Origin of the sequence: Gordonia sp. DT101 (assembly GCF_049844895.1) — a bacterium.
Taxonomy (GTDB): Bacteria; Actinomycetota; Actinomycetes; order Mycobacteriales; family Mycobacteriaceae; genus Gordonia.
Genome location: NZ_JBNCLX010000009.1, coordinates 1 through 16,324, shown reverse-complemented (window position 1 = coordinate 16,324; position 16,324 = coordinate 1). Strand labels below are relative to the sequence as shown.

12 protein-coding genes are annotated in these 16,324 nt (G+C 67.6%); all 12 read left to right on the top strand.

What is annotated here, in order from left to right:
- The first annotated feature begins 72 nt into the window (after positions 1-72).
- The 12 genes from pheT (at position 73) to tyrS (ending at position 16,037) form a co-directional block, all read left to right on the top strand.
- A complete protein-coding gene (gene pheT / locus ACLQ3I_RS22275) occupies positions 73-2,547 on the top strand; it encodes a phenylalanine--tRNA ligase subunit beta (RefSeq protein ID WP_425804851.1) in 2,475 nt (824 codons plus the stop codon).
- A gap of 49 nt (positions 2,548-2,596) precedes the next feature.
- The gene (gene argC, locus ACLQ3I_RS22270) at positions 2,597-3,634 is read left to right on the top strand and encodes an N-acetyl-gamma-glutamyl-phosphate reductase (protein WP_425794791.1); all 1,038 of its coding nucleotides are present in this window, start codon (positions 2,597-2,599) and stop codon (positions 3,632-3,634) included.
- Positions 3,631-4,896, top strand: a complete 1,266-nt coding sequence (gene argJ, locus ACLQ3I_RS22265; protein ID WP_425794789.1) for a bifunctional glutamate N-acetyltransferase/amino-acid acetyltransferase ArgJ — start codon at positions 3,631-3,633, stop codon at positions 4,894-4,896. The genes argC and argJ overlap by 4 nt, the downstream gene beginning before the upstream one ends.
- 89 nt (positions 4,897-4,985) lie before the next feature.
- Positions 4,986-5,855, top strand: a complete 870-nt coding sequence (argB, locus tag ACLQ3I_RS22260; RefSeq protein ID WP_425794847.1) for an acetylglutamate kinase — start codon at positions 4,986-4,988, stop codon at positions 5,853-5,855.
- Positions 5,852-7,063 (top strand): acetylornithine transaminase, encoded by a 1,212-nt coding sequence (locus tag ACLQ3I_RS22255; protein ID WP_425804848.1) that lies wholly within the window; start codon positions 5,852-5,854, stop codon positions 7,061-7,063. Before argB ends, ACLQ3I_RS22255 begins: the two co-directional genes overlap by 4 nt.
- The gene (gene argF, locus ACLQ3I_RS22250; protein WP_425804845.1) at positions 7,060-7,983 is read left to right on the top strand and encodes an ornithine carbamoyltransferase; all 924 of its coding nucleotides are present in this window, start codon (positions 7,060-7,062) and stop codon (positions 7,981-7,983) included. The genes ACLQ3I_RS22255 and argF overlap by 4 nt, the downstream gene beginning before the upstream one ends.
- Positions 7,980-8,507: an arginine repressor gene (locus ACLQ3I_RS22245; protein ID WP_425794784.1), complete on the top strand. Its 528-nt coding sequence runs from the start codon at positions 7,980-7,982 to the stop codon at positions 8,505-8,507. Before argF ends, ACLQ3I_RS22245 begins: the two co-directional genes overlap by 4 nt.
- Positions 8,508-8,612: 105 nt before the next feature.
- The gene (locus ACLQ3I_RS22240; protein ID WP_425794783.1) at positions 8,613-9,812 is read left to right on the top strand and encodes an argininosuccinate synthase; all 1,200 of its coding nucleotides are present in this window, start codon (positions 8,613-8,615) and stop codon (positions 9,810-9,812) included.
- Complete coding sequence (argH, locus tag ACLQ3I_RS22235) at positions 9,809-11,251, top strand: argininosuccinate lyase (protein WP_425804842.1); 1,443 nt, start codon at positions 9,809-9,811, stop codon at positions 11,249-11,251. The genes ACLQ3I_RS22240 and argH overlap by 4 nt, the downstream gene beginning before the upstream one ends.
- 124 nt (positions 11,252-11,375) lie before the next feature.
- Complete coding sequence (locus tag ACLQ3I_RS22230; RefSeq protein WP_425804839.1) at positions 11,376-14,345, top strand: AMP-binding protein; 2,970 nt, start codon at positions 11,376-11,378, stop codon at positions 14,343-14,345.
- Between the two features lie 114 nt (positions 14,346-14,459).
- On the top strand, positions 14,460-14,687 hold the full coding sequence (locus tag ACLQ3I_RS22225; RefSeq protein WP_425794778.1) for a Trm112 family protein: 228 nt from the start codon (positions 14,460-14,462) through the stop codon (positions 14,685-14,687).
- Positions 14,688-14,741: 54 nt separating this feature from the next.
- Positions 14,742-16,037: a tyrosine--tRNA ligase gene (tyrS, locus tag ACLQ3I_RS22220; RefSeq protein ID WP_425794777.1), complete on the top strand. Its 1,296-nt coding sequence runs from the start codon at positions 14,742-14,744 to the stop codon at positions 16,035-16,037.
- Positions 16,038-16,324 lie beyond the last annotated feature (287 nt).

Here is a 16,324-nt window from a genome sequence, read left to right as displayed (position 1 = left end):
ACCGTCATCGAGCCCGACCACCGGCAACTCCATATCCGCGACAAGCCCGATCGATGAAAGTAGTTGGTTGACGTGCGTGCCCCACAGTCCTGGTTCACCGAGGTGCTCCGCCACGGAGACCCCCAGTGGTCGGCGACGGCCGCGGAGATCGACCAGGGATTCGTCCGCGTCGGTTTCGAGATCGAGGACGTCGAGCCGTTCCCGGTCGTCACCGGTCCGCTGGTGATCGGCCGGGTGGCGACCATCGCGGAGCTCACCGAGTTCAAGAAGCCGATCCGGTTCTGCACCGTCGAGGTGGGGGAGGAGCAGCCGCGCGGCATCGTCTGTGGCGCACGCAACTTCGCCGTCGGCGACCTGATCGTGGCAGCGCTGCCGGGGGTGGTGCTGCCCGGGCCCTTCGAGATCGCCTCGCGCAAGACCTACGGACGCGTCTCCGACGGCATGATCTGCTCGGTGTCCGAACTCGGTATCGGTAACGACCACAGCGGAATCCTGGTGCTCGCGCCGGGTACCGCCGAACCCGGCGACGACGCCCGGGAGGTCTTGGGTCTCGACGACACCGCCATCGACATCAATGTCACGCCAGACCGCGGCTACGCGTTCTCGGTGCGCGGCCTCGGCCGTGAACTCGCCGGCAGCTTCGGGGTGCCGTTCGTCGACCAGGGCATCGGCGTGGCCGCCTTGGCCTCCGCCGAGGGCGACGCCTGGCCGGTCGCGATCGACGAGGACTCGTCGGCCACGAGATACACCGCACGGGTCATCTCCGGTGTCGATCCCGCCGCGACCTCTCCGTGGTGGATGCAGAAGCGGCTGCTGGTGGCGGGTATTCGGCCCATCTCCGCGATCGTCGACATCACCAACTACGTGATGATCGAGCTCGGGCAGCCGTTGCACGCCTTCGATGCGGAGAAACTCGCCGGCACCATCACGGTGCGCCTCGCGCAGGCAGGCGAGAAACTGACCACCCTCGACGATGTCGTGCGGGTCCTCGATCCCGAAGACGTCGTGATCGCGGACGACAGCGGGCCCGTCGCACTGGCCGGTGTGATGGGCGGGGCATCCACCGAGGTCGCCGACACGACGACGACCGTCCTGCTCGAGGCGGCGACCTTCGATCCGGTGCGGGTGTTCCGTACCGGCAAACGGCACAAGCTGACGTCGGAGGCGAGCAAGCGATTCGAGCGCACCGTGGATCCGGAGGTCACCGCGGTGGCCTCGGACCGGGCGGCGCGACTGATCGTCGAGATCGCCGGTGGCGCCGTCGCCTCGCCCCTGAGCGAGACCCGTGTCGCGAGGACCGCCGTGCCGCCGATCACCATCGCCCTCGACGAGCCCGACCGCACCGCCGGGATCCCGTATCCGGCCGGTACCACCGCGGCGCGTCTGGCCGAGGTGGGCTGCACGGTCGCGGGTACCGATCCGCTGACTGTCACACCGCCGTCGTGGCGTCCCGATCTGCGGGAGCGCGCCGATCTGGTCGAGGAGGTGTTGCGCCTCGAAGGGCTCGAGGACATTCCGGCCGTGGTGCCGCGCGCGCCTGCCGGTACGGGCCTGAGTGCGGTGCAACGTCGCCGTCGCGGCATCGGTCGGACCCTCGCGCTCGACGGCTACGTCGAGGTGCTTCCGTACCCGTTCATGCCGGCCGGGGTCTTCGACGTCTGGGATCTGCCCGCCGACGACGAGCGTCGTCGGACCGTCAAAGTGCTCAATCCGCTGGAGTCCGATCGTCCGGAACTCAACACCACCCTGCTGCCCGGTCTGCTGGAGATGACCGCCCGCAACATCGCGCGCGGCCAGCGAGACCTGTCGCTCTACACCATCGGTCAGGTCGTGCTGGCGGGTGATCACGTCGCCGCGGTGGATGCGCTCGATGTCACCCGCAGGCCCACCGACGAACAGATCGCGGCGCTCGATGCGTCGTTGCCGCATCAACCGCTGCATGTCGCGGTGGTTCTGACCGGGCTCCGAGATCCTGCCGGCCCGTGGGGCCCGGGACGTACCGCCGACCATGTCGACGCCTTCGAGGCGGCCCGGACCATCGGTCGTGCTGCCGGTGTCGAACTGGTGTTGTCGGCCGTCGACGAGCGGCCGTGGCATCCCGGTCGCTGTGCACGACTCAGTGTCGACGGTGTAACGGTCGGGTACGCGGGAGAGCTGCACCCGGCGGTGCTCGAACGCGCCGGTCTGCCCAAGCGGCTGTGCGCCGTCGAGATCGACATCGACGCGATGCCCCTCGTCGAGCACCTGGCCGCGCCACATGTCTCGCCTTTCCCGGCCGTGCTGCAGGACGTCGCGGTGGTGGTCGCGGACACCGTGTCTGCCGGCGACGTCGCCGCGGCGCTGCGCGTCGGAGCCGGCGACCTTCTCGAGGCCATCGACCTGTTCGACGTGTTCACCGGCGAGCAGGTCGGTGACGGCAGCAAGTCGCTCACCTTCGCCCTCCGGTTCCGCGCGCCCGACCGGACGCTCACCGAGGACGAGGCCAACGAGGCGAAGCTCGCGGCCGTCGCGCACGCAGGCGAACAGCTGGGCGCCCGACTGCGCTGAGGTCCCACCCACCCGTGAATTGATTTGCATCGGCGTGCATAATGATCGCATGACGATCAAGGTGGCAGTCGCCGGTGCGAGCGGCTATGCGGGCGGAGAGATCCTTCGACTCCTGTGTGGGCATCCGCGCCTGCGATCAGGCGACCTCGAGATCGGAGCGTTGACTGCCGGCGGCAACGCGGGCAGCACGCTCGGTTCGTTGCATCCGCACCTCCTGCCGCTTGCCGATCGGGAACTCGAGGAGACCACTCCCGACATACTGGCCGGCCACGACGTCGTGTTCCTCGGGCTTCCGCACGGCAAATCCGGCGAGATCGCCGACGCGCTGCCGCCGACCACGCTGATCATCGATTGCGGCGCCGACCATCGTCTCCAGAACGCACAGGACTGGGTCGACTACTACGGCAGCGAGCACGCCGGCACCTGGCCGTACGGACTTCCCGAGTTGCCGGGCAACCGGGAGATCCTTCGTGACGCGAGCCGGATCGCGGTGCCCGGCTGCTACCCGACGGTGTCCGTTCTCGCCCTGCGTCCGGCGGTCGCCGCCGGTCTCGTCGAGCCCCAGGTCAGCGTCGTCGCAGTGAGTGGGGCCTCGGGAGCGGGTCGCGCACCAAAGATCGATCTGCTGGCATCCGAGGTGATCGGCTCGGCGCGGGCATACGGGATCGGTGGCGCGCATCGTCACACCCCGGAGATCGCGCAGGCGCTCTCGGCGGCGGCCGACCTCCCGGTCTCCGTCTCGTTCACGCCTGTCCTCGTGCCGATGGCGCGCGGCATCCTGGCCACCTGCACGGCGCGTACGAGCGCATCGGCCGCCGAGATCCGGGCCGCCTACGAGAAGGCCTACGGCGACGAGACCTTCGTTCACGTGCTCCCGGAAGGCGTGCTCCCGGCGACCGGATCGGTGATCGGCAGCAACGCCGTCCAGATCGCGGTCACCGTCGACGAACGTGCGGGGACGATGGTGGCGGTCGCCGCCATCGACAACCTGACCAAGGGCACCGGCGGAGCGGCGGTGCAATCGATGAACCTCGCGCTCGGCTGGGACGAGGCCGAGGGCCTGAGCACCGTGGGGGTGGCACCGTGACGACATCATCCGAGTCGAATGCTCCGACCGACGACGACCGGATCACGCCCGGCGCGCCCCTGGATGCGCCACGGCTGGTCCGCGATCAGGGCGTGACCGCGCCCCTGGGATTCCGTGCGGCGGGAATCGCGGCCGGTATCAAGGCCTCCGGCGCCGAGGATCTGGCTCTGGTGTTCAACGAGGGACCCGATTACGCGGCGGCTGCCGTCTTCACCCGTAACCAGGTCAAGGCCGCGCCGGTGCTGTGGAGCCGGCAGGTCCTCACCACGGGTCGCCTGCGCGCGGTGATCCTCAATTCAGGTGGCGCCAACGCGTGTACGGGGCCCGAAGGTTTCCAGGACACCCATGCCACGGCCGAGGCGGTCGCCGAGGCGTTGAGCAACTGGGGTACCGAAACAGGTGCGGTCGAGGTCGCGGTGTGCTCGACCGGTCTGATCGGTGACCGGCTGCCGATGGACAAGGTCCTTGCCGGCGTGACCGAGATCGTGCACGAGATGGGCGGCGGCCTCTCGGGCGGCACCGACGCGGCGCACGCGATCATGACCACCGACACCGTGCCGAAACAGATTGCGCTGCACCATCCCGAGGGGTGGAATGTCGGCGCGATGGCCAAGGGTGCGGGCATGCTCGCACCATCTCTGGCGACGATGCTGGTCGTCCTGACCACGGACGCGAAGGCCACTGCGGCACAGCTCGATGCGGCGCTGCGCAAGGCAACCGATCGCACCCTCGACCGCCTGGACGTGGACGGCTCGAGCTCCACCAACGACACCGTGCTCCTGCTGAGTTCGGGAGCCAGCCAGATCCCGGTCGACCAGGACGACCTCGACGCCGCGGTGTTCGCGGTGTGCGACGACCTCGCCGCCCAGCTGATGGCCGACGCCGAGGGGGTCACGAAACGGGTGATCATCACCGTGAGCGGGGCAGTCACCGAGGACGATGCCGTGGCCGTTGCCCGGACGGTGGCGCGGGATTCGCTCGTGAAGACCGCGCTGTTCGGATCGGATCCCAATTGGGGTCGGGTACTCGCCGCGGTGGGGATCTCGCCGGTTACCATCGACCCGGACCGGATCACGGTGTCGTTCAACGGGAATCCGGTCTGCGTGAACGGGTGCGGAGCACCGGGAGCGCGCGACGTCGATCTGTCCGGCGCCGACGTCGCGGTCCAGATCGAACTCGGACTCGGCGACGCCACGGCCGCCATCCGCACCACGGACCTGTCCCATGGGTACGTCGAAGAGAACTCGGCGTACTCGTCATGATCTCGACAAGCTCGATCGGCGGGGGAGACGGCATCTTCGAAGAACCTGTGGGCACCGGCGGGGGAGTCCTGAGCGCGCTCGACAAGGCGATGGTGCTCGCCGAATCGCTTCCGGCGTTGCAGGCGCTGCACGGCGCCACTGTGGTGGTCAAGTACGGCGGCAACGCGATGATCGATGACGATCTCAAACGGGCCTTCGCCACGGACATGGTGTTGCTGCGTGCCTGCGGTATCCACCCCGTGGTCGTCCACGGGGGTGGTCCTCAGATCTCCGCGATGCTGAAGCGACTCGGGCTCGAGGGCGAGTTCCGTGGCGGATTCCGGGTCACCACCCCGGAGGTGATGGATATCGCGCGGATGGTCCTCTTCGGACAGGTCGGTCGCGAACTGGTCGGGCTCATCAACGCCCACGGCCCCTACGCGGTGGGCATCACCGGCGAGGACGCACATCTCTTCACCGCCTCTCGCCGAACGGTTCTCGTCGACGGCACCGCCACCGACATCGGTCTCGTCGGCGACATCACCTCGGTGAACACCTCTGCGGTTCTCGACCTGGTCGCGGCGGGCCGCATCCCGGTGGTCTCGACCATCGCGCCCGACCGCGACGGGGTGGTCCACAACATCAACGCCGATACCGCAGCCGGTGCACTCGCCGATGCGCTCGGAGCGTCGCGGTTGGTGATGCTCACCGATGTCGAAGGTCTCTACACCGACTGGCCGGACCGCACCTCACTGGTCGAGCAGATCACCACGTCCGAGGTCGACGCGCTGCTCGGGTCACTCGACGCCGGCATGGTGCCGAAGATGGAGGCGTGTCTGCGAGCCGTGAACGGCAGCGTGCGCCAAGCCCACGTGATCGACGGGCGGGTGCCGCATTCGGTGCTCGCACAACTGCTGACCGAGAGCTCGACCGGGACGACCGTCGTCGCCGACTCCGACAACTCAGGAGGCGCATCATGACCGAGCCATTGCAGGAGCGGTGGTCGGCCGCGCTGATGAACAACTACGGCACGCCCGCGATCGCGCTCACCAACGGGTCGGGCGCCGTGGTTCGTGACGCGAACGGCAAAGAGTACCTCGACCTGCTGGGCGGCATCGCAGTCAACTCTCTCGGGCATGCGCATCCCGCGATCATCGATGCGGTGACCACCCAACTCCAGACGTTGGGTCATGTCTCCAATCTCTACATCAGCGCGCCCGCAGTCGAACTCGCCGAGCGCTTGCTCGACAAGTTCGGTCACCCGGGGCGGGTGTTCTTCTGCAATTCGGGTACCGAGGCGAACGAGGCCGCGTTCAAACTCGCTCGCCGAACCGGGCGTCCGGAGATCGTCGCGGCCGAGCGTGCCTTTCACGGCCGTACCATGGGTGCGCTCGCGATGACCGGTCAACCCGCCAAGCGGGCGCCCTTCGAGCCGATGCCGCCGGGCGTGCGCTTCGTCCCGTATGGCGACGTCGGCGAACTCGAGGCCGCGGTCACCGAGAACACGGCGGCGGTCATCCTGGAACCGATCCTCGGCGAGAGTGGCGTCGTCGTGCCGCCGGAGGGATATCTGGCCGCCGCCAGACGGATCACCTCCGACCGCGGCGCACTGCTGATCTTCGATGAGGTGCAGACCGGGATCGCCCGTACCGGTTCGTTTTTCGCTCATCAGGCCGCGGGCGTCGTGCCCGACGTGATGACGTTGGCGAAGGGTCTCGGGGGCGGATTGCCGATCGGTGCGTGCATCGCTTCGGGGCCGGCGGCCGATCTCTTCGAACCGGGTCAGCACGGCACCACCTTCGGCGGCAACCCGACCTGCGCCGCCGCGGCGCTGGCGGTGCTGCGAGTGGTCGACGAGGACGGCCTCGTCGACCACGTCGCGTCCCTGGGCAAGTCGATCGCGACCGGCATCGAGGACCTCGGCCATCCGCAGGTGTCGCACGTGCGTGGATCGGGCCTGCTGCTCGGCGTGGTGTTGAACAATCCCATCGCCGCCGAGACCGAACTCGCGGCCCGGGAGGCCGGGTTCCTCATCAATGCACCGGGACCCGACGTCCTTCGTCTGGCACCACCGCTGATCCTGACGGAACACCAGGGCGCGGCCTTCGTCGCTGCGCTGCCCGCGATCCTGGACGCGGCCACGGCGCAGACCCCATCGTCCGACGACCCACAGGGGAAGACCGCATGACCCGTCATTTCTTACGCGACGACGACCTCACCCCCGACGAGCAGGCACAGGTGCTGGCGCTCGCCGCCGAGGTCAAGACCGCGCCGTTCGCCCATCGTCCCCTCGAGGGGCCGCGGGGCGTCGGGGTCCTCTTCGACAAGAACTCGACCCGCACGAGATTCTCCTTCGAGATGGGCATCGCACAGATGGGTGGGCACGCGGTGGTCGTCGACGGCACCACGACCCAACTCGGCCGCGACGAGACGATCGAGGACACCGGTCGCGTGCTGTCGCGGTTCGTCGACGCCGTGGTCTGGCGGACCTTCGGCCAGGACCGCCTCGAGGCGATGGCGTCGACGGCCACCATCCCGATCGTGAACGCACTCTCGGACACCTTCCACCCGTGTCAGGTGCTCGCCGATCTGCAGACGATCATCGAACGGAAGGGGAAGACGGCAGGGCTGTCGATGACCTATCTCGGCGACGGTGCGAACAACATGGCCCACTCGCTCGCCCTCGGCGGCGTCACGGCAGGTATGCACGTCACCATCAGTGCGCCTGCAGGTTTCGAACCGGACGCCGACGTCGTCGAGGCGACGACCCGGCGGGCCCAGCTCACCGGCGGGTCGGTGCGGATCGTGACGGATCCGGTAGCGGCCGCGACCGGCGCTGACGTCCTGGTAACGGACACATGGACCTCGATGGGTCAGGAGAGCGACGGCAAGGACCGACATGCGCCGTTCATTCCGTATCAGATCAACCACGAGTTGTTGGACCATGCGGATCCGGCGGCGATCGTGCTGCATTGCCTGCCCGCCCACCGCGGTGAGGAGATCACCGACGACGTACTCGACGGCCCGGCCAGCGTCGTCCTCGACGAGGCCGAGAACCGCCTGCACGCGCAGAAGGCGCTGCTGATCTGGCTGCTGGAGCAACGATGACCACGACAGGTGACTCCACCTCGGCGGCTACGGAGCACGGCGAGACCAAGCTCGCCGCCACCAAGGCGGGCCGGCACGCACGGATCATCGACATCCTGTCCACCCACCAGGTGCGGAGTCAGTCCGGGTTGCAGCACCTTCTCGCCGACGCCGGCATCGACGCGACACAGGCGACGCTGTCGCGCGACCTCGACGAACTCGGCGCGGTCAAGCTCCGCGCGCCAGACGGCGGCGCAGGCGTGTACGTGGTCCCCGAGGACGGATCTCCCGTCCGCGGTGTGTTCGGCGGCACCGACCGGCTGGCGCGCCTGCTGTCGGAACTACTCGTGTCGACCGACAGCAGCGGCAACCTCGCGGTCCTGCGGACGCCGCCCGGGGCGGCCCATTACCTGGCCAGCGCCATCGACCGGGCCAGCCTCCCGGACGTGGTCGGCACGATCGCAGGCGACGACACCATCTTCGTCGTCGCACGCGAACCGGTCGACGGCACAGAGTTGTCCCGACGAATCGAGGGCCTCGTGTAGCACCACGTGGCCCCACAGCTCGGCCCTTCAGACACAATCAATCACAAGGCACCGGAGTCGGCACAGGAATACGCCGCGGGTGCGGACGAACTACAGGAGAGAATCATGGCGGAACGCGTCGTACTCGCGTACTCGGGCGGACTGGACACCTCGGTTGCGATCAGCTGGATCGGCAAGGAGACCGGCAAGGAGGTGGTTGCCGTCGCCCTCGACCTCGGTCAGGGTGGCGAGGACATGGACGTGGTGCGCCAACGGGCACTGGACTGCGGTGCGGTGGAGGCCGTGGTGGTCGACGCCCGTGACGAGTTCGCCGACGAGTACTGCCTGTCGGCGATCACATCCAATGCGCTCTACATGGACCGATACCCGCTGGTCTCGGCGATCTCACGGCCCCTGATCGCCAAGCATCTGGTGACCGCGGCTCGCGACCACGGTGGCACCGTCGTCGCCCACGGTTGCACGGGTAAGGGCAACGACCAGGTGCGATTCGAAGTCGGATTCGCCACGCTCGCACCCGATCTCGACGTTCTCGCCCCGGTGCGCGACTATGCATGGACCCGGGAGAAGGCGATCAGCTTCGCCGAGGAGAACGACATCCCGATCAACGTGACCAAGAAGTCGCCGTTCTCCATCGATCAGAACGTGTGGGGCCGCGCCGTCGAGACCGGGTTCCTCGAGGATCTCTGGAACGCGCCCACGAAGGACGTCTACAGCTACACCGAGGATCCGACGGTCAACTGGCAGTCTCCCGACGAGGTCATCATCTCCTTCGACAAGGGGCGCCCGATCGCCATCGACGGCCGGCCGGTGAGCGTCCTCGAGGCGATCGTGGAACTGAACCGGCGCGCCGGTGCGCAGGGCGTCGGCAGGCTCGACGTCGTCGAGGACCGACTCGTCGGCATCAAGAGCCGCGAGGTCTACGAGGCCCCGGGTGCGATGGTGCTGATCCGGGCACACGAGGAGCTCGAGCATGTGACGCTGGAACGCGAGCTCGGGCGCTACAAGCGGCTCACGGACCAGAAGTGGGCCGAACAGGTGTACGACGGATTGTGGTTCTCGCCGTTGAGGCGCTCGCTCGAGGCGTTCGTCGCGTCGACCCAGGAACACGTCACCGGCGACATCCGCCTGGTTCTCCATGGCGGTCACATCGCGGTCACCGGTCGTCGCAGCCCGGAATCGCTCTACGACTTCAACCTCGCCACCTACGACGAGGGCGACAGCTTCGACCAGTCCGCGGCGCGCGGATTCGTCGAGCTGCACGGGCTGTCGTCGAAGATCGCGGCGAGGCGGGATCTCGATCTGTGAGCAACGGCCCTGATCGACCCGCACCGGGCGCCACCAACGAGGGATCGCTCTGGGGTGGACGCTTCGCCGGCGGTCCTGCCGAGGCGATGGCCGCGCTCAGCAAGTCGACGCACTTCGACTGGGCGCTCGCACCGTTCGACGTCGAGGCGTCGAAGGCGCATGCTCGGGTGCTCAATCGGGCCGGCCTGCTCACCGACGACGATCTCGCCGCCATGCTGGACGGTCTGTCGCAGCTCGCGGCCGACGTCGCGGACGGCTCGTTCGGCCCTGCCGAATCCGACGAGGACGTTCACGGAGCACTCGAGCGTGGTCTTATCGAGCGTGTGGGTCCGGAACTCGGGGGCCGGCTCCGCGCCGGGCGATCGCGCAACGATCAGGTCGCGACCCTGTTCCGGATGTGGTTGCGCGCGGCCATCGGTCGCGTGGCCGTGGGCGTGCTCGACGTGGTGGATGCGCTGATCGCGCAGGCTCAGGCACATCCGGATGCGGTGATGCCAGGCAAGACGCATCTGCAGGCCGCGCAGCCGGTCCTGCTCGCCCATCATCTCCTCGCGCATGCGCACCCGCTGATCCGGGATGTGGATCGACTCGCCGACGCGGATCGTCGAACCGCGGTCTCTCCCTACGGTTCCGGCGCCCTCGCCGGATCCTCGCTCGGGCTGGACCCGGCCGCGATCGCGGCGGATCTGGGTTTCGATCGGCCCGCCGAGAACTCGATCGATGCGACGTCGGCACGCGATTTCGCGGCCGAGGGGGCCTTCGTTCTGGCGATGATCGGCGTCGACCTGTCGCGGCTGTCCGAGGAGGTCATCCTGTGGAGCACCCCGGAATACGGCTACCTGACCCTCGCCGACGCCTGGTCGACCGGAAGCTCCATCATGCCGCAGAAGAAGAACCCCGACGTCGCCGAACTGATGCGCGGCAAGTCGGGTCGCCTGATCGGCAACCTGACCGGCCTGATGGCCACACTCAAGGCTCAGCCGCTCGCCTACAACCGGGATCTCCAGGAGGACAAGGAGCCGGTCTTCGACTCGGTCGCCCAGCTGGAATTGCTGTTGCCCGCGATCACCGGGCTCGTCGCGACACTCGAATTTCACGAGGACCGCATGGCAGAGCTGGCGCCTGCCGGGTTCACACTCGCCACCGATATCGCGGAATGGCTTGTTCGCCAGGGGGTTCCGTTCCGGGTGGCGCATGAGGTCGCGGGCGCGAGTGTCCGTGCGGCCGAAGAGCGTGGCATCGGGCTCGCCGATCTCGACGACGAGACGCTGGCCTCGATCAGTCCAGACCTGCGTCCCGAGGTGCGGGACGTACTGACAGTGCGTGGATCGATCGAATCGCGCAATGCCCATGGCGGGACCGCATCAGTGGCTGTCGGTCGGCAGCTGTCCGCCCTGCAGGCCGAAGTGCGCACACGGCGCGACCGCTGGTCCGGCTGAGTTCTACTGGAGCGTTCTACCGGAGGCGCACGGTGCGCTCAGGACACCGCCCGCGGGGAGGTCGGTACAGTGACACGCATCACTTGGACATGCATCACTCGACGGATGGGAGGGGGACAGCGCGATGGTGGGTCTTCCTGCGCTGCCCGACATCGGGGCGGCGGTCGACCGGGTACTCGCGACCGCTCAGAACGGTCTCGAGGTACTGCGATTCGGTGGGTTCGATACCGGCACCGAGCCCGCGCCGTACGCGGTGGTGGAGACCGAGAAGATGTTCCGGCTGCGCCGCTATTTCCCGGGGACCTCCACGGATGGTCCGCAGATCGTTCTGGTTCCACCGATGATGGTGTCCGCCAACGTCTATGACGTCACGGATCTCAACGGGGCGGTGTCGATCCTGCACCGGAACGGGATCACCCCCTGGGTCATCGACTTCGGGTCGCCCGATTCCGAGGAAGGCGGGATGGAGCGCAACCTGGCCGATCACGTGGTGGCGGTCAGCAGGGCGATCGACCTGATCATCGAGGCGACCGGGAAAGACGTCCACCTGGCCGGCTATTCGCAGGGCGGGATGTTCGCGTACCAGACGGCCGCCTACCGACGCTCCGCAGGCATTGCGAGTCTCATCACCTACGGCAGCCCGGTGGACGTACTGGCAGCCCTGCCTCTCGGCCTGCCCGCCAACCTGGTGGTGCCGGGAGCGGAATTACTGGCAGACAAGGTCTTCAACCGGCTCTGGGTACCCGGCTGGATGGCGCGCGCCGGCTTCCAGCTCGTCGATCCGGTCAAGACCGCACGCAGTCGGGTCGACTTCCTCCGCAAGCTCCACGACCGGGACGCGTTGCTGCCCCGGGAGGATCAGCGGCGGTTCATCGAGGCGGAGGGCTGGGTGGCCTGGTCCGGACCGGCCGTAGCCGAGCTCTTGCGCCAGTTCGTGGTGCACAACCGCATGATGTCCGGCGGCTTCGTCATCAATGGTGATCTCGTGACGCTGACCGAGATCACTTGCCCGATACTGGCGTTCATCGGCGAGGCCGACGACATCGGGCAGCCGCTCGCTGTCCGCGGGATCGTGCAGGCCGCGCCCGTGGCAGACGTGTACGAATCTCGGGTCCCGGTAGGACATTTCGGGCTGGTGGTGGGCAGTACCGCGGGCGGGCACACCTGGCCGACCACGTCGGAGTGGGTGTTGTGGCAGTCCGGCAAGGGCGACCGCCCTCTGCTGGTGGAGGAGATGCCCGAGAACCTCGACCCGCACGGTACCGGGGTGAGCATCTCGTCGCGGATCACGCACGGCCTCGGTTCGATGACCGATGCGGGCGCGGGCGTGTCTCGCGAGTTGATCGCCCTCGCGAACTCCCTGCAGCGGACGTCGCGGGCGGTGGCCCAGGAGTCGGTGCGGACGGTGCCCAGATTGTTGCGGCTGGGACAGATCCAATCCGGCACGCGGATCTCGCTGGGCAAGTTGATGTCGGAGAACTGCAAGCGCGCGGCCGCCAGCGAGCTCTTCCTGTTCGAGAACCGCGTACTGACGCACGCCCAGGTCAACGCTCGCATCGACAACGTGGTCGCGGGTCTCATCGACTGCGGTGTCCGACCAGGTGTGCACGTCGGGGTACTCATGGACACCCGGCCCAGTGCGCTCGTCGTCGTCGCGGCATTGTCGCGACTGGGCGCGGTCGCGGTCCTGCTGGCCGCCGACGGCGACATCCCCGAGATGCTCCGCCTCGGCGAGTGCTCGATCATGATCACCGATCCGAATCACCTGGACGCCGCCGCCAAGCACACCGACCGCGTACTGGTGCTCGGTGGCGGTAGCGCCGAGGCACGCGCGATCCATGCCGCCGACGGCCGGACGATCATCGACATGGAGGAGATCGATCCGGACGAGGTCCGGATACCGTCGTGGTACCGCCGCGATCCCGGACTGGCAGGCGATCTCGCCTTCATCCTCTTCACCCGTGCGGGCGGGAACCTCGCACCATGGCCGGTCACCAACCACCGCTTCGCGATGTCGGCGTTCGGCGCCGCCTCGGCGGCGGGGCTGACCGACCGGGACACGGTCTACTGCCTGCCACCGCTGCATCACGCATCGGGCCTGCTCACGACCCTGGGCGCGACCGTCGTGGGTCGGTCCCGCATCGCGTTGTCGGAACGGATCGACGCCGAGACCTTCGCGTCCGAAGTGCACCGCTACGGCGTCACCGTCGTCTCGTACACCTGGTCGATGCTGCGTCAGGTGGTCCGCTCCGAGGGGTTCCAGATCAACCAGTACAACCCCATCCGCCTGTTCATGGGCTCGGGTATGCCGTCGGGTCTCTGGGCGGAGGTCCTCGAGGGATTCCCGCGGGCCAGGGTTCTCGAGTTCTTCGCCACCGCAGATGGTTCGGCGATCCTGGCGAACGTCTCCGGCGACAAGGTCGGATCGATGGGACAGGCGCTGCCGGAGACGAATCCGGTCGAGGTCGCGGCGTTCGACGTCGATGCGGGACGGCTCGACATCGACGACTCCGGGTTTGTCCGCAAGGCGGGTGTCGGCGAGGTCGGGTTGCTGATGGCCAAGGCGCGTCAACGGTTCGAGACGTCGTCGACGGTGTTGCGCGATGTGTTTGCCGAGCGGGATCGCTGGGAGGTGTCGGGCCATCTTTTCCAACGGGACGCCAACGGCGACCTCTGGTTTTTCGGCTCGGCCGAATCCGTCATCCGGAGCACCCCGGGACCGATCTACATCCCGCCGATCGAGTTCGCGTTGTCGCAGGTCCGCGGTGTCGACCAGGTCGCCGTGTACGGCATCGGGGAACCCGGTCACGAGCTCGCGGTGGCCGCGGTGACGACTCGTCGACGAGGAGACAGGGCAGAATCCCTCACCGTCTCTGCCCTGCGGATCGGACTCGGCGCGCTACCGGCCGAGGAACGTCCACATCTGATCTGGGTGGTCGACGAGATCCCGGTCTCCGATTCCTACCGGCCGCTGGCCACCCGGTTCGCGAGGATGGGGCTGCCCCGACCAGGTGCCCGGGTCTGGTACCGGGACATCGACGGGCGATATCGGCGCTACACGAGAAGTGTTGCCGTAGAAGTTAATTGGACCTGAATCACCGACCGGGACCGCGTGCTGGGTGCAGATCGTCCGCCCGGCGGCGGACGGACTAGAGTGGCAGACCGAGCCCTCTGGGCCGGTAGGAGCGACAAGAAAGTGGGAGCCGACGTGACGTCACGTGCCGCAGCCATCGACCCGATCACACGTGAGCGGCTGGTGTGCCCGCAGGACCACGGGCCGCTGCTCGACGCCGGCGACGAGCTCTACAACCCACGGCTGCGGGTGGCCTACCGGATCGATTCCGACGGCATCCCGGTGATGCTCGCCGACGAGGCGCGCAGCGTCGACGATGCCGAACACGCTGCGTTGACCACCTCGGAGTCGACACCCGAATAGGTCGCGATGCAGGTGGGCGACGCCTGCCGGCACCTTGGATGACAAGATCGAAGGGTGACCGCCGAGACGTCTGACCGCCCGACCACCGACATCCTCGAAGAGCTCGCGTGGCGTGGCCTGATCGCCCAGTCGACCGACCTCGATGAGCTCCGCGCCGAATTGGCCCGTGGGCCGATCACGCTCTATGCGGGCTTCGATCCCACGGCATCGAGTCTGCACGCAGGACATCTGGTCCCGTTGCTGACCCTGAGTCGATTCCAGCAGGCCGGCCATCGGCCGATCGTGCTCGCGGGCGGGGCGACCGGACTGATCGGCGACCCACGCGAGGTCGGCGAACGGACGATGAACACGGCCGACACCGTCGCGGAGTGGGCCGACCGGATCGACGCGCAGCTCCGTCGCTTCGTGCGGATCGACGACTCGGCGAACGGCGCGCTGACGGTCAACAACATGGACTGGACGGCCGAACTGTCGGCCGTCGAGTTCCTCCGCGACATCGGTAAACACTTCTCGGTGAACGTCATGCTGGCCAGGGAGACCGTGCGGCGCCGGCTGGAGGCCGATGGCATCAGCTACACCGAGTTCAGTTACCTGTTGCTGCAGTCCAACGACTTCGTCGAGTTGCACCGCCGCCATGGCTGCACGCTGCAGATCGGCGGTTCCGACCAGTGGGGGAACATCGTCGGCGGCGTCGACCTGGCCCGACGTGTCGACGGCTCCACCCTGCACGCGATGACCGTGCCGCTGGTGACGTCTTCAGACGGCAAGAAGTTCGGCAAGTCGACCGGTGGCGGCAGTCTGTGGCTCGACCCGGAGCTGACCAGCCCATATGCCTGGTACCAGTACTTCGTGAACACCGCAGACACCGATGTCGTGCGGTATCTGAAGTGGTTCACCTTCCTCGGGCGCGACGAGATCGCCGAACTCGAGCGCGCCACCGAGGAGACTCCGCACCTGCGGACGGCGCAGAAACGTCTGGCCGCGGAGATGACGACCTTGATCCACGGTGAACACCACACCGAGGCCGCCGAACTGGCCAGTCAGGCGCTGTTCGGTCGTGCCGAGTTGGCCGATCTCGATGAGCAGACCCTTGCTGCCGCGGTCGGTGAGACGACAGTGGCCGACTACGCCGGCACGCAGCCGACCATCGTCGAACTGTTGGTGGACACCACTCTGTCGGAGAGCAACAAGGCCGCGCGTCGAGCGATCGGTGAGGGCGGCGCGTACGTGAACAACGAGAAGATCACCGACCCGCAATGGCGTCCGGAGGCCTCGGATCTGCTGCATGGCACCTGGTTGGTCATCCGTCGCGGGAAGAAGAGCTTTGCCGGCGCAAGAATATCGCTCTGACCAGGCGATTTGACGCTGTGTTCTCGCCTGTGTAACTTAATCGATGCACCGCAGAGAGCAAGTCCCCCGGGGCCAGCAAGGACCGGGGAAACTGAAGTGCCCGAGCCACTGGTTCGGGCTGACTGTGCGGGGCCACTCCCAAGAACAAGAGTGCGGTACGCTGCGCTCTCGGGAAGCTCATCGGAGCCGGATCTGGAAACAGATGCGTCTGGTGGGTGTGTGTTCTTTGAGAACTCGATAGTGTGTTGATGAATTGTCTGATGCCATTTGTTTGGCATCGTGTGTCC